Source organism: Bacillus silvicola, from assembly GCF_050524305.1.
Classification (GTDB): domain Bacteria; phylum Bacillota; class Bacilli; order Bacillales; family Bacillaceae_G; genus Bacillus_A; species Bacillus_A cereus_AT.
In genome coordinates, this window is sequence record NZ_JBNGVC010000001.1 from 897,732 (window position 1) to 916,681 (window position 18,950).

Sequence of the window (18,950 nt, forward strand, 5' to 3'; positions counted from 1 at the left end):
TCTTTTTTATCATTATAATTATATAGGGCGATATATCACTTCATCGTTTTATAAAAAAAACCAACCACACGGTTGATTTTTTTATCTCCTACTATAATGCGTAGTATCAATCCCACGCTGCATTAACCAATGATACGTTTCGCCTTTTACAACAAGAGGTACAGATTGTAATTCTTCTATCTTCTTTACCCCAAGAGCTGTCATAATGAATTTTAAATCTGTATGTAGAAGATCAATTTCATCCACTAACTTCTCGACACCATCTTGCATTAAAATACGTAAAAAGTATCCGGCTAACGCAGTTGTATTCGCCCCTAATGCGATCGCCTTCGCTACGTCTAGCGCTGTTTGTATGCCCCCAGATGCAATAAAAGAGAGGTTATTATTTGTAGAGGTTGCTTCAATAATCGAGGAAGCTGTTTGTATGCCCCAGTTATTAAAATAAGAAAGCATTCGCTGTCTTCTTTCATTTTCAACAGCAGCAAAATTCGTACCACCTTGTCCACCAATATCAATTGCTGTTATACCTATACTCGCTAACTGCTGTACTGTTTCCTTACTCATTCCAAATCCCACTTCTTTTACAATGACAGGAACTTTACTGTTTAACACAATTTGTTCAATTCGCCGAAGTACACCCGTAAAATCACGGTCTCCTTCTGGCATCGTTAACTCTTGTATGACATTCAAATGAATTTGCAGTGCATTCGCTTCAATCATATCAACGGCACGCTTCGCCTGTTCGACAGTTGCCTCACTCCCCAAATTAGCAAAGAAAATACCATTTTGGTTTACCTTTCTGACGATTTTATACGAAGCCGCCTCGCTATCATTTTTTAAGGCTGCCATTTGCGAACCTACAGCCATAGCAAGGTTATGATGTTTCGCTACATATGCTAATTGCTCGTTAATATGTAATGTTTGCTCTCCTCCACCACCAGTCATCGCATTGATAAAAATCGGCGAACTTAGTGAAAGTTCGCCGATTTTTGTTTCACATGTTACAGTGTCATAACTTGAATTTGGCAAGCTTTGATGCACAAAATCAATATCATGAAAGCCATGCGCACGAGACTGACCAGTAGAGAGAGCATATTCAATATGATCTAATTTACGTTTTGCCCTTACCACTTGTACCCCTCTTTATTTCTTTAATTTTTTCAGTTGTTCACCAATAATATCACTTAACTGGAAAGTAGCAGAATCAGCATTTGGCTCATATTGGCTATAATCTTCTGTTACATTATTTTCTTCAAGCGTTTCTTTTATGCTTAAAGAAATACGTTTTTCTGCTACATGAACTTCAAGCACTTTTACTTTTACTTCTTGTCCCATTTCTAATACTTCATTTGGATTTTTCACGTGACGATTTGCAATTTGAGATACATGTACAAGCCCTTCAACACCAGGTAAAATTTCAACAAACGCACCGAATGTAACAAGGCGTTTTACTACTCCCTCACGAATATCTCCAGCTTTTATTTCGCCAGCAACATTTTCCCAAGGTCCTGGCTGAGCTGCTTTAATTGATAAAGAAATACGTTGTGTATCGGCATCAACAGATAGCACCTTTACTTTCACCTTTTGACCTTGCTCTAATACCTCAGAAGGTTGTTCTACACGTTCATGTGAAATTTGTGAAATGTGAACTAAACCATCCACACCACCAACGTTAACGAAAGCACCAAAATCCGTCAATCGTTGTACTGTCCCTTCAACAACATCTCCTTCTTTTAACGAAGAGATGGCTTCTTTTTTCTTAGAATCTAGTTCTAGTTCTACTACCGCTTTATGCGAAAGGATTACACGATTTTTTTCACGGTCTAATTCAACAATTTTCACCGCTAATGTTTTCCCTTTATAGTCAGCAAAGTCTTCTACATAATGTACTTCTACAAGTGAAGCTGGGATAAAACCACGAACACCAAGGTCCACAACTAATCCACCATTCACGATATCTTTTACAGTAACATCAAATACATAACCAGAATTAAATTTCTCTTGTAATTCTACCCACGCTTTTTCTGCGTCAACAGCTCTTTTAGATAAAACAAGATCATCATCTTCTAATTTAATAATTTTCAATTCAAGTGTTTGATCTAATTCTACAACATCGCTTGCTTTTTCAATATGAACGTTAGCTAATTCACTAATCGGAATTACGCCATCTGTTTTGTATCCAACATTTACAAGCACTTGTTTCTCTTCAGCTTTCGTTACAGAACCTGTAACAACGTCACCAACTTGTAATTCTTTTGAATTCATAACTTCTTCATTCATTTTCTCTACCATGGAAATACCTCCCTACAGAATTGACAAAGCATTTTTATGTATATACGAAATGAAAACAAATGTTTTCATTTGCATGTTTAAGAATTTATCATCACATATTCTGTTTCAATACAGTTCACAAGAAACTATATTAAACCTATATAAATAGTATACAGCAAAATCATCTTGATGAAAGTATGATTTGAAATATAATAGCGAATATATTCTGACAGTTTTTTTCCTCTGTAACTAACTTCTTACAAATTAGCCCATTTGTCAAGAAAAGAGACTTATAATTCACGTATCCTTTACATTTCAAAAAAAATAAAGAAAGAGGATAATCCTCTTTCTTTATTTCGCAAATACTCCTGCAACAATACCCATAATTTTTTGGACAACTTCTTCAATTGATAAAGAAGTTGTATCTAATTCCAATGCATCATCAGCTTTTTTCAAAGGAGAAACTTCACGTTCTGAATCTAATTTATCACGCCTAGCAATTTCTTCTTTTAACTGCTCTAAATTAGAATCGAAACCTTTATTCATATTTTCTAAATGTCTTCTTTCTGCTCTTTCTTCTACGGAAGCAAGCATAAAGATTTTCACTTCAGCATCTGGTAGTACATGTGTACCAATATCGCGACCATCCATTACTACGCCGCCCTTTTCAGCTAATTCTTGTTGACGACGTACCATTTCTTCACGAACAAGACGATGCTTCGCTACAATAGATACGCGATTCGTCACATCAGGCGTACGAATCACTTCAGAAACATCTTGTCCATTTAAAAATACAAGTTGTGTATTTTCCCCTTGTTGAAATTCAATATTCACATTTTTTACAACTTCCATTAACTTTTCTTCATTTTCAATATCCACTTTTTGTTCAAGGGCTGCATATGTAATAGCACGGTACATTGCGCCTGTATCAATGTAAACATATGAAAGTTTTTTTGCAACAACTTTTGCAACTGTACTTTTCCCAGCAGCTGCTGGACCATCTATAGCAATCGAAATTCGTTTATCCATTGTAACACCTCATTTTTCACTTATAAAACAAAACGAAAAGCAGGTATTCTCCCCCTGCTTCTTCCCATTTGCTTCACGTCATTAAATCCTCAATTATTGTAGCATAATCCATCTTAGAAGAAAATGAAAACTACTTATTCACCTGTAAGATTTCCGCTTTATTTTTCGTGATGACACCTTCATAATAAACAATTTTTGATAAATATTTTACAGAAGATTTATGTATAAAGAGCAACTGTACAATAGAAAGACAAATAAATTGAATCAACAATATGCGAATAATAATTTTCTCCACTTTTTTCAAAAAACTCGCTCCTTTCCTCTCTATATTTATGCATCAAGTTTCTAAAATTTATTTAAATAAAACTCTACCTAATAGCCACTTTGTACAACGCACATAAGACAATTAAGTTTATTGTCATTTTCTAAGCGTACTTTTATACATTTTCATTGTCGAATTTACTCAAAACATGTTATGTTCTAAATGTATTTTTCAACTTGAAAGGGGTATAGCATTGAAAAGAATCCTAGTTTTACACACAGGTGGAACAATTGCAATGGAGGAAGATAAAGAAACTGGGGTCGTACAACCAGGTGAAAAAAATCCTCTTTTAAAATTCATTCCTGATTTAGAAGGCGATGTTGATTTAATTGTTGAAGATGTGTTCCATCTACCATCTCCTCATATGACACCGAGCGAAATGTTACAATTACAAGTCATCATTGATGAAAGAGTAAAACAAGACAACATTCATGGCGTAGTAATTACACATGGTACGGATACATTAGAAGAAACAGCTTATTTCTTAGATTTAACAGTACAAGCAACTATTCCTATCATTGTAACAGGCGCAATGCGTTCTAGTAATGAATTAGGTGCTGATGGCCTATATAACTTCTTATCGGCTGTAAAAGTTGCTAGTTGTAATGAAGCTGCGGAAAAAGGTGTTTTAGTCGTATTAAACGACGAAATTCACTGTGCTACAAATGTAACGAAAACACATACAAGTAATGTCGCGACATTCCAAAGCCCACAATACGGACCAATTGGCATGGTAACAAAACGCGGTGTTGTATTCCATCACGCTTTAGTACATCACGAAACATACTCAGTAAGTAAAGTCTCTAAAAACGTAGTTGTTCTAAAAGCATATGCTGGCATGGATGATACATTGTTAGCAGCAATTGAAAACCTTCCAGTAGATGGAATTGTTATTGAAGCACTTGGACAAGGTAATTTACCTCCAAGAACACTTCCTAGTCTAGAACGATTAATAAACAAAGGCATTCCTGTCGTATTAGTTTCACGTTGCTTCAATGGTATCGTTCAAGACGTATATTCATATGAAGGTGGCGGCAAACAATTAAAAGATATGGGTATTGTTTTCACATACGGTTTAAATGCTCAAAAAGCGCGAATTAAATTACTAGTCGCACTAGAGAATACAAACTCTCATAAAACAATCCAAAACATGTTTATGCACAATTAAAAAAGAAGCTGTCGAATTTCGACAGCTTCTTTTTATTGTTCTCTTGATGCAACGGTTTGCGCAATTGCATCCCCATGAAATCTACCGTTCTCGATAAATATTTCATTTGCATTATTCCCAGCAGCAATTACACCTGCAATAAAAATATTTTCAGCGTTCGTTTCCATTTTATCCTCTGTATAAATCGGACGTCCTGTTTCTTCATCAATCCGAACACCCATCTTCGTTAAGAAGCTATGATCAGGATGGTAGCCAGTCATCGCAAATACAAAATCATTTTTGATTGTACGTGCTTCACCATCAACCGTATATGTTAATGTATGTTCAGTGATTTCTTTCACATGAGCCCCGAAATGCATTTGAATTGTGCCGTTTCGTACTAATGCCTCAAATTCCGGCAAAATCCACGGCTTAATGCTCGGCGAGTACTCACTTCCACGATACAGTACCGTTACACGCGCACCTGATTTAACTAATTCCAACGCAGCATCTATACTTGAGTTTTTCCCACCTATAACTACCACATCTCGATCAAAATAAGGATGTCCTTCTTTAAAATAGTGAGCTACTTTCTTCAGTTCCTCACCTGGAACATTCATATAATTTGGATTGTCATAATATCCAGTTGCTACAACAATATATTTCGCTATATATATTTCTTTATTTCCATCACGTTTTGTCGTCTCAACCTTAAAAACTTCTCCATCTTTTTGAACTTTCTCCACTCGTTCGAAAGCATTTACGCGTACAGATTTACGCTTTACTACTTCGCGATAATACGCAAGTGCTTGATTTCGAACCGGCTTACGGTTTTCGGTAATAAAAGCTACTTCACCAATTTCTAATTTTTCACTAGAGGAAAAAAATGTTTGATGAGTTGGATAATTATAAATGGCATTTACAATGTTTCCTTTTTCAATTACTAACGGATTAATCCCTACCTTTTGCAACGAAATTGCTGCCGCTAATCCGCACGGACCGCCTCCAATTATGATAGCTGTTTCTTTCTGCATACTCGGTTCACTCCTAGTCTTCTACCTCTGCACTATTTATAAAAACAAGAAAAAACCTACTTACAGCAGTAGGCACCTATCTTTATTGTATTCATTTTTCTTATGTTTGTCATCTAAACGAAACGTACATCCGATAGACATCTGCTAAAAACTGCTGAAATTTAATACCTTGTTTCCCTAATACATTTTCAGGATCAATCTTTCTAGCTGGATCAAGTGTTTTATGTGATACGATATCTTTTTTCGGATTCAAGCCAAAGTTTTGACATAAATAAGCATGATACCATGTAAAACGAGTATATGCTTCCCAAAAGTTAACATCACCGCCATAGCAAAGTTCCACACCAATGGCAGCCTTATTCGCATCATAACCATATAGATCATTATCCGTCGGCACACCATATCGAACATGATATGCAACCTCATTTATAGGGACAATTTCCAATATTGTTTTGTCATCTATAAATGTATGCGCCGAAGCTTTCGGTTGTATTTCATTAAAGTAATCTCGATTCCCTATCGCATTGCTACCAGGATTCCCCGTATCATGACTTACAATAAACCTTACTTTAGAAAGAGGAATTCCCGGTCGTGAACTTCCATATCCAATATAGTTACGCTCTATAGGAAACATCGCCATTACTACCAACTCCCGCTTTAGAAGATTACCTTACTTCCTTATATGTATTCGGTAGCAATGTCCTTATAGCATATTTCTTATGCGAAGATAAAATCGAAAATATTTGATGTGAATACCATAAATAATAAAATACTTACAGCCACTCCATAAAAACCGTAAAACCAAACACAATCTTCTTTCGTATCTAAACCGAAAAATTTATTTACTGATTGTAATAATGTGCCACGCTTACTTTGCTTGTTTCGTAATACTTCCACTCGTTCTACAACATCCGCTGGCATCATAAATCTTTGGTCTACTGTCATTTTCATCATTTATCTCTCCTTAAAATCATTTCCGTTTTGTTTATCTAAGGAGAGTATAGCACGTTTGTTCGCGTAGAACAAGCGTTCTTTTTGTTTTTATTTTATTTTTCAGCAAACCAAGTAAGAATTGAGATTACAACGGCGATAATCGGCCCTACTACAACCAAACCAAATATTAAAAACAGTAACCCTTCCCCGAACACCCGAACGATACTTGTTTTTCTGGCTTCCATCGTTCTTGCAAGTTCTCCCTCTAACCTCTTAACCTTTTCTTCTAATTGTTCTACTCGTTCCATCATTTCATTTTCCATATACAACACCTCAATTTAATACTTCAACAAAAAAACGTGATCCCCTCGAAAGGAAATCACGTTTTCTCAAAACATTATATATTATACCCAACCTCTGAAGCGACTAGCCTCAGCCATTTTACGAACACCAACCATGTATGCAGCTAAGCGCATGTTTACTTTACGAACTTGTGATGTTTCATAAATTGAATCGAATGATCTTACCATTACTTTTTCTAAACGTTGTTCTACTTCTTCCTCAGTCCAGTAGTAACCTTGGTTATTTTGTACCCACTCAAAGTAAGATACTGTAACGCCACCAGCACTTGCTAATACGTCTGGAACAAGTAAAATACCACGATCTGTTAAGATTTTTGTTGCTTCTAATGTAGTTGGGCCATTTGCAGCTTCAACCACAATTTTCGCTTTAATCTTATCAGCATTTTCTTCTGTAATTTGGTTCTCAATTGCAGCTGGAACTAAAATGTCGCAATCAAGTTCTAACAGTTCTTTGTTTGAAATTGTATTATTAAATAGTTTTGTTACAGTACCGAAGCTATCGCGACGATCTAGTAAGTAGTCAATATCTAATCCATTTGGATCATGTAATGCGCCATAAGCATCTGAAATTGCAATTACTTTCGCGCCTGCATCATGCATAAATTTAGCTAAGAAGCTACCAGCGTTACCAAATCCTTGAACAACAACGCGTGCACCTTTAATATCAATGTCACGTTTTTTCGCAGCTTCACGAATACAAATTGTTACACCTTTTGCAGTCGCTGTTTCACGTCCGTGTGATCCACCTAATACAAGTGGTTTACCTGTGATAAATCCTGGTGAATTAAATTCATCGATACGGCTATACTCATCCATCATCCATGCCATAATTTGTGAGTTTGTAAATACATCTGGAGCCGGAATATCTTTTGTCGGACCAACAATTTGGCTAATTGCTCGTACATAACCGCGGCTTAATCTTTCTAATTCACGGAAAGACATCTCACGCGGGTCACAAATGATTCCACCTTTACCTCCACCGTATGGTAAATCAACAATACCACATTTTAAACTCATCCAGATAGAAAGTGCTTTCACTTCATTTTCTGTTACGTTTGGATGGAAGCGAATTCCACCTTTCGTTGGACCAACAGCATCATTATGTTGTGCACGATATCCTGTAAATATTTTAACAGTCCCGTCATCCATACGAACTGGAATTTTCACTGTCATCATACGAATTGGTTCTTTCAATAATTCATATACTTCGTTTGGATAACCCAATTTTTCTAATGCTTCATTAATTACAATTTGTGTTGAATTTAACAATTCAAAATGTTGTTCCCCTTGTTGTTGTGTTTTCGTTTGAGTTCCCTTTTCGGCTACCATAGTAAGTAAACCCCCTGTAATTTCACTTGTTTAGTAAACCTTCATTGCCTAGTATACACCGTTAAATTTGGAATGCAATAGAAAACGCTAACAAATATATACAAACTATTTCGTATTGCAAGCGTTTTCACTATTATTATAGTCCTTTTATTGCTTTTAGAAAAGTAAAATACTTAAATATTTAAATATTTTTTATTTTCACCAAAACACATTCAATAAAATCAGTATTTCATCAAGAAATACTGATCAAATTTTCAACTACAGGTCGGCTAGTCTTGTTGCCTAAACTTCGCTTTATAGATTTTAGATTTTCCAATCTTCAGCTGAATAAAAATAAAACCTCAAGCTACGTTACATTAGCTGAGGTTTTGCTTTTTCACAAAGTAATTGTATATTTGTTCAATTGCTTGAGAATCCATTAATTCTTTACCATATTCCATTATGCGATAAATTGTTGCCGTTGACGGATTACCATATTCTGCTAAAATAGCTATAAAATCCGCCTTCAATAATTGAAATTGCTCTTCTTCTTCTATCCAAAGATAAAAACGATTATCCCATGTATACAACTTCCCATCAGTTACACCAAGGTTATATAAGCGATTTGACAAATTGATTACATCATCTAATGTAGCAAACTCGTAAAGTATATGTTCACTTTCATCAAGAGTCACTTGCATTTCAATAAACTCGTCACGGAACTCATCTTCTGTGTCCACTTCTTGATTTTCTTTTGTCACAATTACAACCATACCTTGAGCTTGTAGAGAAAATACTTCCACAGCAATCGGACCATCCGCTTCAAACCCTAATTCTTCATTTGCTTCTTGCATCATATCACGGAATAGTTGCTGTACTTTCGGTGCATTCCTCCACAAATCTTCTTTCGTTAATCCTCGTTCTGATAAATCATCAAATGTTAGGAAAATTTTGATCTTATTGTAATTTAAACGTTCCAGTCTCATCTCATACCCTCCCTACGTAACCATTGCATCTAATTTTTATTATATGAAATAGAAAATAGATGGTTCTTTCCGAACGACTATTCTGACATTCTTAACCATCCATCCCATTCTTCTTTCGTGTTACCAATAAGGATATTTTGAAGATTTAATTGATCCCCAATACTTTTTCTTCCTATAAAACCAACAAAGAGATTTTTATTTTTTGCTTGCAACAAATCAATAAATCTTACTGCCTCTTCAAGTTCTCGTTCATCATCAAAAGATATAAACAAATACTTAGGTTGCAATTGTTCAATAGCTAGTAAAATACCTTCTTCATCTAAACTTGTCCCCATATACATTGCTTGATATCCTTTTATTCGTAAATACGTCGCGAAAATAAATCCTTTTAATATATTATTTTCTAAAACGAAAACTTTGTTAACGGAAGAATACACTGATGCATTATGATAAATCATTCCTAGACGTGTTTGTAAGAATGATACAACATATTTGAATTGTGACATTGTAATCTCATTATTATTTTTTAAAATTAACAACTTGTTTGCCACTTGAAGAATGATACTTATAACAACCTTTTCCGTTGAATATATACTAAAAACCTCGTTTAATAATGCAGAAGTTGTAATTTCATCAAATTCTAACAAAGCTTGTAGTATATCGTCCACTAAAACAACTTCTTTATCAGTAATTTTTTCTATTTGAATGTTGTTCTGCAACCGATTCCCTTCTAATAACTGAACGGCTTGTCCAATCATCATCCCCTCAGAAACTTTGTTCATTAACCATTTCAAAATATAAATATGCTCTTCTGTATACAAACGATGCCCCGCCTGATTTCTCTTTGGGGCAATAATATGATAGCGTCTTTCCCATGCGCGAAGTGTACTCGGTTGAATTCCGAGTATATTCGAAACAGCTTTTATATTATAGTTCCCATTTGAAGTTGGCATTATTTCCCTCCACACAACGTAATGATATGCGTTTGAGAAGGTGCCCGAAAACGCAGAGGAAGCAATGTTGTTCCATACCCATTACTAACAAAGAGTGTCATATTAAAATGCTTATATATACCACCCTTTAAATATTTTTCAGATGGAAACAACCGAATTTGCCCTCCATGTGTATGTCCACTTAACACGAGCGAAATTTGTTCTTTACCAGACATTTTCTTTATTATATCAGGGTTGTGACTAATTAAAATGCGAAAACCTTCTTCTTTACAATCAGCCAATGCTAAATCTAAACGATCTCGTTCTAATCCAACATCATCGATACCGAGCAAGCAAATTTTCTCTCCTAACTCAGACTCAAATACAACTCTTGTATTATCTAATACCTTCACATTATTTTCTAACAATAAAGCATCTAATTCGTGATTTTCAATTTCATAATCATTATTTCCCCATACAAAATATACAGGGGCTACTTCTCTTAATTTTTGAATATTTAAAGATATTTGCGATAAAGGTACTCCTTTTTCAGCTAAATCACCGCCAATAATTACGATATCCACTTTCCCTTTCACTCGTTCAATTAGCGAGCTAGAAATGACCCTTCTATGAATATCCGAAATAAAAAAAACATTAACTTTTTGAAAACTTTCCGGAAATTCTTTGAATACTAATGTATGTTCCAGCACAGTATTACGCATCGCTTCTTTATACATTCCAAGAAGACATACAAAACCAATGCATATGAGAGTACATAATAATATAATCCATGTCATATATTTTTTACTCTCCCTCCTCGTAAAGTATAGTCCTTCATTTTATATGCAGTTATTATTTATCACTCATTTAACTAGCTCTCTTACTTCGCAGACTTATCTTTTATAGGAATTTTTAATTCTTGTCCTACTCTCACTTCGTCTTCTTGTAAATCATTATACTTTTTAATTACTTCCATTCCATTTTCATCTGAGAAATATTGCTTCGCTATACTTTTTAAACTTTCCCCATCTTTCACAATATGAGTTGCTACTTTCTCAGACTGCTTTTGAGATTCCGTCTTAGCTGAATCAAAGAAAATTACTTCAAACGCACTTTTCCCAGCATTATTACTATCACTTTTCACCTGTGTATATTTATCTGTATACCATAGAATACTAATAGGTAACAATATGAATAAAAATGTTAAAACTCGGACGAAAATATGATTCATTTTAAATTTTGGTTTTTTCTCTTTATTTCTATGAATTTCACTACGCGGCGGTAAACCTTCATCTTCTTCCACTCGCTCAATTTCTAACTCCTCTTCAAAATCAGGAATTCGTTTTCTCATGTTGTTCACCACCACCTTCCATTTATTTTCTTAATTGGAGTCCCATTATAAAATCAACAAGAAAGTGTGCAAAGATTGTTATAAACAAATTGCCTGTCCACTCGAATACATAACCAAAAACAAAGCTAATAAAGCAGACGAAACAAAACAAAAAAGGCTTCGTTATATACCGAATATGTAACACAGCAAAAATTAAACTCGCTATTACAATTCCAAAATGAGTCTGCACTACACCTCTAAATAAAAACTCTTCCGCAAAGCCAATAATAAACGTAATAACGAGTAAATGCATGACAGAGATTCCTTGAAACATTCTATCGTTAATGCCACCATCATCAAACCAAGATTCTGGAAACACTCGCATTGCAACATAATCTAATAACACAATACAAATCGCTAATAAGCCACCTAGTACAAGTATAGAAATCGGTTCCCATTTCCACAAACTATAAACTTCTCTTTTATCTTGAAATAATATGTATGCTAGTAAACAACCGATACCAATAATGATTAGTTGTGTTATGTATAGATTCAGTCTTATTTCCCTCGGACTCATATCTTCAACATTTTGCCTTTGAATGTTCATCATTCCTCCATCTTCCCTAGGCCGAAAAGCTTTTGTAACTCTGTTTCCCAATTATAGTCGAAAACTGACTGTTGCGCTCGTCTTTTTTTATAATCTGTTTTTGTAATACCACAGTAATCACAACAGTTTTCTATCTCTTTTTCCTTTCTATAACCGAACTGTTGTAATAAATATTCACGCCTACATCCTTGAACTTGTATCCATGACTTCATATTTTCTAGCTCACTATATTTATTACGCAGTCTCACTTCCACTTCCGCTATTAATCTGTGCATTATTTCATCTGACAAGCTCTCTAGCAGAAGATTTCGCTGTTGTATGATTCCAAGATGTTCGAGATGATAACGGATAAAACGCCAATATTGTTCATTAAATCTTGCTGCATTATAACAAATTTCTTCTACATCTTCTATTGGTAATACTTTCGTTTGAAACATTCTTTCTTGTAGTAACGAAAATAAAAATTGTATTTGTGATTTACTTGGCAATTCATCTTCAATGATTGAAATTGGCAAATCATGATCCAATGGACTACATAACAAAATGGCTATACTCGGTTCACCATCTCTCCCCGCCCTTCCAATTTCTTGTAAATAGGAAGCTACATTTGTCGGATATTGAAAATGAATAATATATCTTGTATTCGCCTTATTGACCCCCATCCCAAAAGCACTTGTACATATTACAATTTGCAACTGGTCATTCATAAACTGTTGTTGAATTAACATACGCTCTTCATGTTCCATACCACCATGATAAAAAGCTACACCTGTAATTCCTTTTCCTCTTAAATACTCGGTTAAACGCTCTGTCCAGGCCCTACTTGAACAATAAACAATACCAGGTCCTTGCAAATACATTATATGCTCAAAAAGCGCCTCTTTTTTTTCTTCTATCGTTTCCACAAATTGCACTTCCATCGCAATATTTGGACGATCAATTGAATACACATGCTCAGCGACATTTTTTAGATTTAAACTTTCGGCTATATCTCGCAGTACATCCTTTGTAGCAGTTGCTGTTAATGCTAGTACATTTGGAGAGCCGATACTCTCAATTACTTTATCTAATTTTTTATAATCTGGCCGAAAATCATACCCCCATTGTGAAATACAATGCGCTTCATCTACGACAAATAATGAAATATGTATTTTTTTCAATTCTCTTATTAGAAGTTCCGACTGCAACATCTCTGGTGATACGAAAACAAATTTATAAAAAGATAGCTTTTTCATTGCTTCCCTTTTTTCACTTAACGTCCGAAAACTATTAAATGCAATAACTCGATTTTTCACGACATACTTTAATTGCGTAACTTGGTCTTCCATTAAAGATAATAATGGTGATACAACAAGCACCGTACCCTCTTGCAGCAGCCCCGGAAGTTGATAACACATCGACTTCCCCCTTCCAGTCGGAAGCATCGCTACAACATCCTTTCCTTCCAATAAGTCCGTAATAACTCCTTTTTGCCCCGGACGAAATTCAGAATATCCAAACCACTTATATAAATATTCCTCAAGCTTCATTAATACCCTCCATCCGTGCCAATACAAGACGGACTTCAAAATAAGAGATTCCCTCTCCAACCGCTTGCTTCAACACACGCAATTTACGTGTTTGTAATGCTTCAATTACTTTTGATACTTTTTCTATTTTTTCTTTTCCCATAAACATCTCAATAGAAAATTCTTTTTCTCGTAAAGCAATCTCCACAAAATGATCTTCTATCGTGGCAACCTTTAAATTCCGAATTGTCGCTATTTCTTCTAAAGAGCGTCCTTGTCTCCAAAAATTATATGTTTTTTTCGTTGATAAGCTAAATAAATCAGCTTTCTCATTTGGATAAGAAATAATTTCAGCTAATAATGGAAATTCATTTTCTTTATTGCGAACTTCTTGAATAAGGAAATGAATTGTACCCCAGAATAAAAAGTACACTCGAAATATATCTTGTTTCGTAATTTCCGCTAATTGTTGTAAAGTACACCCAATACGTTCATAGCCAGTTAATCGATATGTTACGATTGTCGCTTCTACTGAATTATTTTTTTGTAAAAGAGTATGCATCTCCTTCCACAATCTTTTAGCCAATTCATTTCTCGTATATGGTATTCCCGTGAGAAAACGTTTCACCCACATCATTATTTCTGTATCCTGTTGAATTGGAATAAATTTCGCATTTGCCTGTTGTATATTCGAAATGGTTTGAACGATTAATGCTAATCTCCTCCAAAACGTTTCACCTATTTCACCATAGTGTAAACCATGTAAATACGTCGGAAAGGCAAATTCATCTTCCCATTTGTTTAATTGCATATTACCAGCAGTCGTTAACACGTATGTATTATCATGTATAGATTGAACTAAATCCGTCTGTAACAACTTTGCAACTTCTTGATCATAATCAGCTCTATTTAATGATTTATAAATCCCAAACAAAAAAGAAATTTGAAACATATTCCCATCTTGTAATGTTTGCGACGATCTCTTTCCTTTTAACAAATAATAAATCGAAGAAACGGTTCTTTCACCATTCAATTGTTTTAAACAATATAATAAAGTATATTGTAGCTGCATTACCGCTTCCACCTTTCAGTCTAACTTCATTCCTTTTTCAATACGATCGCATTTAACTTATCATATTCACACTACATGCTTGTATATATTCTATTGTATCAAACGAAATAACATTTAAGTATTTTGAAAATCTTATGAAATAATTCAAAAACAAGTTGACACCCTAATTGATAAGCATTATCATTATAATTTTATGTTGAAAAGTTTTAAAAACCGTTTTACAATAAGGTTATAATTTTTTGACGAACTTTTCACATACATATTATCAGGAGGGAAAAAAGATGGCAAAATATACAATCGTTGATAAAGATACTTGTATTGCATGTGGTGCTTGTGGCGCTGCTGCACCAGACATTTATGACTATGATGATGAAGGTATTGCATTTGTAACATTAGACGATAACCAAGGTATCGTTGAAATTCCAGATGTATTAATTGAAGATATGATGGATGCATTCGAAGGCTGTCCAACTGACTCGATTAAAGTTGCTGACGAATCATTTGATGGCGACTCTTTAAAATTCGAATAGTCTTTTATTAACTTCAAAAAATACCCCTCATATGGATGAGGGGTATTTTTTGTTTTCTATTTTCATTCTACTTAATAAAAAACCATTAGTAGTCCATACTACTAATGGTTTTATTTTACCCCGCATCAACGGGCAGTAAGACCCCTACCTCAACAACGAAAGTAAAGAAGTTAGGTGAGGGTCGGGCTGCCCGTAAATGCCCGATAGGTGAAGGCTAATAATCAGCGGGGGATGAACAAAACCCTCACTGATTAAAGTTTCACTTTATATTTTATGCATTATTCATTTTTGCAAACACCCATACTTTCAGGCGTGAGAATAACACTACAAATACAATTGTCACTACAATTCCTTTAATCAAATTAAATGGTAAGATTGCCGTTACAACCGTTGTTTTTATAGCATCACTAGACATAGCTGGTGAATTTAAAAACCAAGTGTAAGCTGGGAATATGATGATGTAGTTTAATACACTCATGATTAACGCCATTGTAATTGTCCCTAGCATTAATCCTGTCGTTAAACTCTTTACAGTACGATACTTTCTAAATAAGAAAGCCGCTGGTCCAATAAATAAACATCCTGCAATAAAGTTTGCAATTTCTCCAACTGGCACTCCCGTTAAACTTCCTTGAATCCCGTAATGTAAAATATTTTTTATCGCTTCTACAATTACTCCTGCAATCGGCCCAAAAATAATCGCCGCAATTAAAGCTGGCACATCACTAAAATCAATTTTTAAAAATGGCGGAAGCCCTGGGAATGGAAAATCCAACATCATTAGTAAATACGCAATACTACTTAGCATCGCTACACTCACCATCTGCACTACACTGCTTTTTTGTTTCATCTTTCTCTCTCCTTTTCCATCGATCTTCTCATGGAAAGTGGAAAGGTTCTGCTATGCCTATTTTTTCATAGAACGAAAAAACCCTTTGCGATTTACACAAAGGGAGAATTTTAAGGCACATCAAACAGACGTTCAAATATTTATCTTTTTTGAACGCTTGAACCTCCATCTTCTCCCATCCAGACTATACTGTCGGCTTTGGAATCACACCAAATCCTGCCTTAACGGCTCGCGGGCTTAGAACGAAATTATTAACTGTTCATCACCGCCGGTCGGGATTTTCACCCTGCCCCGAAGATAGACCGATATTCTATTTTCCACTTCATTATACAACAACATAATCGTATTGTGAACAAAAAAAGTGTAACTTATTAAAAATAAGTTATTAATTTTATATAACCAAAGATACAATCAATATATTTTACAATACAACCCATATTTTTTATAATTCGGTATTTCTCTTATGAATCCCCTAGTCATATATCGTTAAAAGTGATAAGATGTTGAATTGTTAAGATAAGAACATTTTCTGAGTTATGGAGGAAATGTCATGAAGAAAGATAAAAGACACTCTATTCGAGAAGCAATGAAAAAGAACTTAAGAAAAGAATACTTTTATTTAAAAAAAGAATTACTTTTCTACTGTCCAATTGATCTAGGCACATTCTCACAAGAGACATACTACGCTACTTTTGACCAAGATGGCATAAGTATTTATCAGTACGATAAAAAAACAGAAAGTAAATTAAAATTGTGCGAGCGTCATCCATGGAAGAGTTGGAATAAGGTAAAAGTTGATCACTATTTAACAACTTCTCAATTTATTTTCCAAGGTGAGCGAAACTGGATTTTATCCCTTTTCCAAAAAGGAAAAGAAGCTCAAAAAATAATTGAAGAACATACATCTTTACAAATTGAAGTTGTTTCCCGTCCTTTTTCCAAGAAACTTCCTGGTTTCCGTTCTAATACACCATTGAATAAATACATCGGTAGCATTTGTTACACTGCACTTATTGCATTTTTATTAAAATGGATGATTCCATTTCAAGCACCACAAATCGCCCTGTATTCTCTTTCAATTGGCTTTATGCTTCTTGGTTTACTTTGTCTTACAATTGGTCTAATCGAACCAACTATCGTACTATTCCGGACAAAAGAAAAAACAAGAACAAAAGTCTTTTACTTATATAGCTACTTAGCTATTTCTGGATTTATATGTGTCTTTATTTTTTGGTAAAAGAAGCCGTCCCAAAAGATTTTTTGGGACGGTTTTTCGTTAGGAATAGGTTACTCTTATCTTCGTACGTTATTGCTAAGTCAACATTTCTTGTCGAAACATCGATATAAATTCATTTACTATCGTATTCTCAAAAATCTATTCAAAAGTTATACTTTGGGAAGTTTCCTTTACTTAACGTATAGTTGTTGGTTCGGATAGATTCGCTCTTGTCGTAATCCATTTCTCACTTTGATTTCCTCAACTGTCATACTAAATCTTCGAGCAATACTAACTAAAGTGTCACCTTTTTGTACAACATATAATGATGATGACACGACTTGATTTTTTTGTTCATTTAAAACAAGCAACGGATTCATCGCATTCCTTTTCTCCACCGTCCATCTTCCTTGATGCACTTCTAAATGTAAATGCGCTCCTCTCGATTCTCCTGTATTCCCTACCTCTCCAATTCGCTCTCCTTTTGAAATATTATCCCCTTGAACTACATATCTCTTATTTAAATGCGCATAAACAGCCTCATATTCTCCATGTTTAATAAACACAACATTTCCATAACTACTTGAAAAATAAGACTTTGTCACCTTACCATTTTGAATAGCTGCAACAGGCGTTCCAATGGACGCAGCTATATCAATACCATAGTGTTTCCCATGTCTTGTCCCAAAATAATCACTTACCTGCCCATCAACAGGCCATATCCACTGATTCTCTTCAGCGTAAATATGTAATTGAGATAAAAATAATATACTCAATATCACCACGCCACATTTTAACGCTTTCATATACATCCTCCGTTTTCTAATAACCGTCATACCTTCTCTATTGTGGGATATTACAGAAAAAAGTATACAAAAAAAGGAAGTGAATTACTCCACTTCCTTCTCTTCTTTATTGCGAAAAACAAGTGCACTGCGGTTATATTCCACATCTTTCACTTGTAAACGCGCATTTATTACTCTAGCTACCGCAAACAAATAATCAGATAACCTATTTACATACTTTAGAACAATTTCATTGGTTTCTCCTTCTTTTTGCAATGACACTATACAACGTTCTGCTCTTCTTATAACTGTACGTGCAATGTGTATTGCAGCTGATCCCTCGCTACCACCTGGTAAAATAAAACGTTCTAATGGCGGCGCTTCTTCTGTATACAAATCAATTCTTCTCTCTAAATACTCCACCATCTCTATCGTTACTTTATAGGGGATTTTCTTCTCTACTATTGCTAAATCTCCTCCACAATCAAATAGTTCATGTTGAATATTTTCAAGCTCGTTATAAATGTCACGAAAACATTCCTCTTGCAATTTTGACAGCGCGTATCCGATATGAGAATTCGCCTCATCAATTGTGCCATAAGCTTCTACACGTATATGATCTTTATCCACTCGGCCACCTATTACACTCGTTTCCCCTTTATCTCCTGTTTTTGTATAAAGTTTCATTTCATTATGACACCTCTCTTTTTCATACTGATTATTAAAGA

The 18,950-nt window shown here is 34.7% G+C and carries 22 protein-coding genes and 1 riboswitch; of the genes, 3 read left to right on the forward strand and 19 right to left on the reverse strand.

The genetic code is table 11. The features are described from left to right. Positions 1-81: 81 nt before the first annotated feature. From fni to ACP6L7_RS04740, 4 genes are all read right to left on the reverse strand, one after another. Positions 82-1,131 carry a type 2 isopentenyl-diphosphate Delta-isomerase gene (gene fni / locus ACP6L7_RS04725; protein WP_097831727.1) on the reverse strand — a complete coding sequence of 350 codons (1,050 nt, stop codon included), beginning with the start codon at positions 1,129-1,131 and terminating at the stop codon, positions 82-84. A gap of 12 nt (positions 1,132-1,143) precedes the next feature. Next, the gene (gene rpsA / locus ACP6L7_RS04730) at positions 1,144-2,292 is read right to left on the reverse strand and encodes a 30S ribosomal protein S1 (RefSeq protein ID WP_430528901.1); all 1,149 of its coding nucleotides are present in this window, start codon (positions 2,290-2,292) and stop codon (positions 1,144-1,146) included. A gap of 330 nt (positions 2,293-2,622) precedes the next feature. Further along, positions 2,623-3,300 (reverse strand): (d)CMP kinase, encoded by a 678-nt coding sequence (gene cmk, locus ACP6L7_RS04735; RefSeq protein ID WP_097831729.1) that lies wholly within the window; start codon positions 3,298-3,300, stop codon positions 2,623-2,625. 130 nt (positions 3,301-3,430) lie between these two features. Continuing rightward, on the reverse strand, positions 3,431-3,604 hold the full coding sequence (locus ACP6L7_RS04740; RefSeq protein ID WP_097831730.1) for a DUF5359 family protein: 174 nt from the start codon (positions 3,602-3,604) through the stop codon (positions 3,431-3,433). Between the two features lie 211 nt (positions 3,605-3,815). Here ACP6L7_RS04740 and ansA point away from each other — a divergent pair, with 211 nt between their 5' ends. Continuing rightward, positions 3,816-4,790 carry an asparaginase gene (gene ansA, locus ACP6L7_RS04745; protein ID WP_097831731.1) on the forward strand — a complete coding sequence of 325 codons (975 nt, stop codon included), beginning with the start codon at positions 3,816-3,818 and terminating at the stop codon, positions 4,788-4,790. 32 nt (positions 4,791-4,822) lie between these two features. Here ansA and ACP6L7_RS04750 read toward each other — a convergent pair whose 3' ends face one another. From ACP6L7_RS04750 to ACP6L7_RS04805, 12 genes are all read right to left on the reverse strand, one after another. Then, positions 4,823-5,803 carry a YpdA family putative bacillithiol disulfide reductase gene (locus tag ACP6L7_RS04750; protein WP_097831732.1) on the reverse strand — a complete coding sequence of 327 codons (981 nt, stop codon included), beginning with the start codon at positions 5,801-5,803 and terminating at the stop codon, positions 4,823-4,825. A gap of 109 nt (positions 5,804-5,912) precedes the next feature. Beyond that, positions 5,913-6,443: a peptidoglycan recognition protein family protein gene (locus ACP6L7_RS04755; protein WP_001240648.1), complete on the reverse strand. Its 531-nt coding sequence runs from the start codon at positions 6,441-6,443 to the stop codon at positions 5,913-5,915. A gap of 77 nt (positions 6,444-6,520) precedes the next feature. Then, the gene (locus ACP6L7_RS04760; RefSeq protein ID WP_002075213.1) at positions 6,521-6,757 is read right to left on the reverse strand and encodes a DUF3961 domain-containing protein; all 237 of its coding nucleotides are present in this window, start codon (positions 6,755-6,757) and stop codon (positions 6,521-6,523) included. 92 nt (positions 6,758-6,849) lie between these two features. Continuing rightward, positions 6,850-7,059, reverse strand: coding sequence for a hypothetical protein (locus tag ACP6L7_RS04765; RefSeq protein ID WP_097831733.1), 210 nt, complete (start codon positions 7,057-7,059; stop codon positions 6,850-6,852). An 81-nt stretch (positions 7,060-7,140) separates the two neighbouring features. After that, positions 7,141-8,427 carry an NAD-specific glutamate dehydrogenase gene (gudB, locus tag ACP6L7_RS04770; RefSeq protein ID WP_071744887.1) on the reverse strand — a complete coding sequence of 429 codons (1,287 nt, stop codon included), beginning with the start codon at positions 8,425-8,427 and terminating at the stop codon, positions 7,141-7,143. Between the two features lie 356 nt (positions 8,428-8,783). Beyond that, a complete protein-coding gene (locus ACP6L7_RS04775) occupies positions 8,784-9,392 on the reverse strand; it encodes a genetic competence negative regulator (RefSeq protein ID WP_097831734.1) in 609 nt (202 codons plus the stop codon). Positions 9,393-9,469: 77 nt separating this feature from the next. Next, positions 9,470-10,345, reverse strand: coding sequence for a MerR family transcriptional regulator (locus ACP6L7_RS04780; protein ID WP_097831735.1), 876 nt, complete (start codon positions 10,343-10,345; stop codon positions 9,470-9,472). Next, positions 10,345-11,121, reverse strand: a complete 777-nt coding sequence (locus ACP6L7_RS04785) for a metallophosphoesterase (protein ID WP_097831736.1) — start codon at positions 11,119-11,121, stop codon at positions 10,345-10,347. Before ACP6L7_RS04785 ends, ACP6L7_RS04780 begins: the two co-directional genes overlap by 1 nt. Positions 11,122-11,204: 83 nt before the next feature. Next, the gene (locus ACP6L7_RS04790) at positions 11,205-11,675 is read right to left on the reverse strand and encodes a LysM peptidoglycan-binding domain-containing protein (RefSeq protein WP_097831737.1); all 471 of its coding nucleotides are present in this window, start codon (positions 11,673-11,675) and stop codon (positions 11,205-11,207) included. A 22-nt stretch (positions 11,676-11,697) separates the two neighbouring features. Continuing rightward, entirely contained in the window at positions 11,698-12,261 is a 564-nt protein-coding gene (locus ACP6L7_RS04795; protein ID WP_001025786.1) for a CPBP family intramembrane glutamic endopeptidase, read from the reverse strand. Then, positions 12,261-13,790 carry a RecQ family ATP-dependent DNA helicase gene (locus ACP6L7_RS04800; RefSeq protein WP_097831738.1) on the reverse strand — a complete coding sequence of 510 codons (1,530 nt, stop codon included), beginning with the start codon at positions 13,788-13,790 and terminating at the stop codon, positions 12,261-12,263. The genes ACP6L7_RS04795 and ACP6L7_RS04800 overlap by 1 nt, the downstream gene beginning before the upstream one ends. Then, positions 13,780-14,841 (reverse strand): YpbB family protein, encoded by a 1,062-nt coding sequence (locus ACP6L7_RS04805; RefSeq protein ID WP_097831739.1) that lies wholly within the window; start codon positions 14,839-14,841, stop codon positions 13,780-13,782. Before ACP6L7_RS04805 ends, ACP6L7_RS04800 begins: the two co-directional genes overlap by 11 nt. Before the next feature lie 281 nt (positions 14,842-15,122). On the opposite strand from ACP6L7_RS04805, the gene ACP6L7_RS04810 reads away from it, so the two are divergent. Then, positions 15,123-15,371 (forward strand): ferredoxin, encoded by a 249-nt coding sequence (locus ACP6L7_RS04810; RefSeq protein ID WP_001151994.1) that lies wholly within the window; start codon positions 15,123-15,125, stop codon positions 15,369-15,371. Positions 15,372-15,642: 271 nt separating this feature from the next. Here the strand turns inward: ACP6L7_RS04810 and ACP6L7_RS04815 are convergent, their stop codons facing one another. Then, positions 15,643-16,221 (reverse strand): ECF transporter S component, encoded by a 579-nt coding sequence (locus tag ACP6L7_RS04815; RefSeq protein ID WP_430528902.1) that lies wholly within the window; start codon positions 16,219-16,221, stop codon positions 15,643-15,645. Between the two features lie 163 nt (positions 16,222-16,384). Further along, positions 16,385-16,524, reverse strand: a riboswitch (FMN riboswitch). A gap of 247 nt (positions 16,525-16,771) precedes the next feature. Between ACP6L7_RS04815 and ACP6L7_RS04820 the strand changes: the two genes are divergently transcribed. Then, positions 16,772-17,458 (forward strand): hypothetical protein, encoded by a 687-nt coding sequence (locus ACP6L7_RS04820; RefSeq protein WP_097831741.1) that lies wholly within the window; start codon positions 16,772-16,774, stop codon positions 17,456-17,458. Between the two features lie 170 nt (positions 17,459-17,628). Here ACP6L7_RS04820 and ACP6L7_RS04825 read toward each other — a convergent pair whose 3' ends face one another. Together ACP6L7_RS04825 and ACP6L7_RS04830 are read right to left on the reverse strand one after the other, a co-directional pair. Next, entirely contained in the window at positions 17,629-18,243 is a 615-nt protein-coding gene (locus ACP6L7_RS04825; RefSeq protein WP_097831742.1) for a peptidoglycan DD-metalloendopeptidase family protein, read from the reverse strand. A gap of 84 nt (positions 18,244-18,327) precedes the next feature. Then, a complete protein-coding gene (locus tag ACP6L7_RS04830) occupies positions 18,328-18,909 on the reverse strand; it encodes a cob(I)yrinic acid a,c-diamide adenosyltransferase (protein ID WP_097831743.1) in 582 nt (193 codons plus the stop codon). Positions 18,910-18,950 lie beyond the last annotated feature (41 nt).

Coding starts and splice junctions, on each gene's coding strand:
- rpsA (WP_430528901.1), bottom strand. CDS start 2,292: ATGGTAGAGAAAATGAATGAAGAAGTTATGAATTCAAAAGAATTACAA.
- cmk (WP_097831729.1), bottom strand. CDS start 3,300: ATGGATAAACGAATTTCGATTGCTATAGATGGTCCAGCAGCTGCTGGG.
- ACP6L7_RS04750 (WP_097831732.1), bottom strand. CDS start 5,803: ATGCAGAAAGAAACAGCTATCATAATTGGAGGCGGTCCGTGCGGATTA.
- ACP6L7_RS04755 (WP_001240648.1), bottom strand. CDS start 6,443: ATGGCGATGTTTCCTATAGAGCGTAACTATATTGGATATGGAAGTTCA.
- ACP6L7_RS04760 (WP_002075213.1), bottom strand. CDS start 6,757: ATGATGAAAATGACAGTAGACCAAAGATTTATGATGCCAGCGGATGTT.
- ACP6L7_RS04765 (WP_097831733.1), bottom strand. CDS start 7,059: ATGGAAAATGAAATGATGGAACGAGTAGAACAATTAGAAGAAAAGGTT.
- gudB (WP_071744887.1), bottom strand. CDS start 8,427: ATGGTAGCCGAAAAGGGAACTCAAACGAAAACACAACAACAAGGGGAA.
- ACP6L7_RS04775 (WP_097831734.1), bottom strand. CDS start 9,392: ATGAGACTGGAACGTTTAAATTACAATAAGATCAAAATTTTCCTAACA.
- ACP6L7_RS04780 (WP_097831735.1), bottom strand. CDS start 10,345: ATGCCAACTTCAAATGGGAACTATAATATAAAAGCTGTTTCGAATATA.
- ACP6L7_RS04785 (WP_097831736.1), bottom strand. CDS start 11,121: ATGACATGGATTATATTATTATGTACTCTCATATGCATTGGTTTTGTA.
- ACP6L7_RS04790 (WP_097831737.1), bottom strand. CDS start 11,675: ATGAGAAAACGAATTCCTGATTTTGAAGAGGAGTTAGAAATTGAGCGA.
- ACP6L7_RS04795 (WP_001025786.1), bottom strand. CDS start 12,261: ATGAACATTCAAAGGCAAAATGTTGAAGATATGAGTCCGAGGGAAATA.
- ACP6L7_RS04800 (WP_097831738.1), bottom strand. CDS start 13,790: ATGAAGCTTGAGGAATATTTATATAAGTGGTTTGGATATTCTGAATTT.
- ACP6L7_RS04805 (WP_097831739.1), bottom strand. CDS start 14,841: ATGCAGCTACAATATACTTTATTATATTGTTTAAAACAATTGAATGGT.
- ACP6L7_RS04810 (WP_001151994.1), top strand. CDS start 15,123: ATGGCAAAATATACAATCGTTGATAAAGATACTTGTATTGCATGTGGT.
- ACP6L7_RS04815 (WP_430528902.1), bottom strand. CDS start 16,221: ATGAAACAAAAAAGCAGTGTAGTGCAGATGGTGAGTGTAGCGATGCTA.
- ACP6L7_RS04820 (WP_097831741.1), top strand. CDS start 16,772: ATGAAGAAAGATAAAAGACACTCTATTCGAGAAGCAATGAAAAAGAAC.
- ACP6L7_RS04825 (WP_097831742.1), bottom strand. CDS start 18,243: ATGAAAGCGTTAAAATGTGGCGTGGTGATATTGAGTATATTATTTTTA.
- ACP6L7_RS04830 (WP_097831743.1), bottom strand. CDS start 18,909: ATGAAACTTTATACAAAAACAGGAGATAAAGGGGAAACGAGTGTAATA.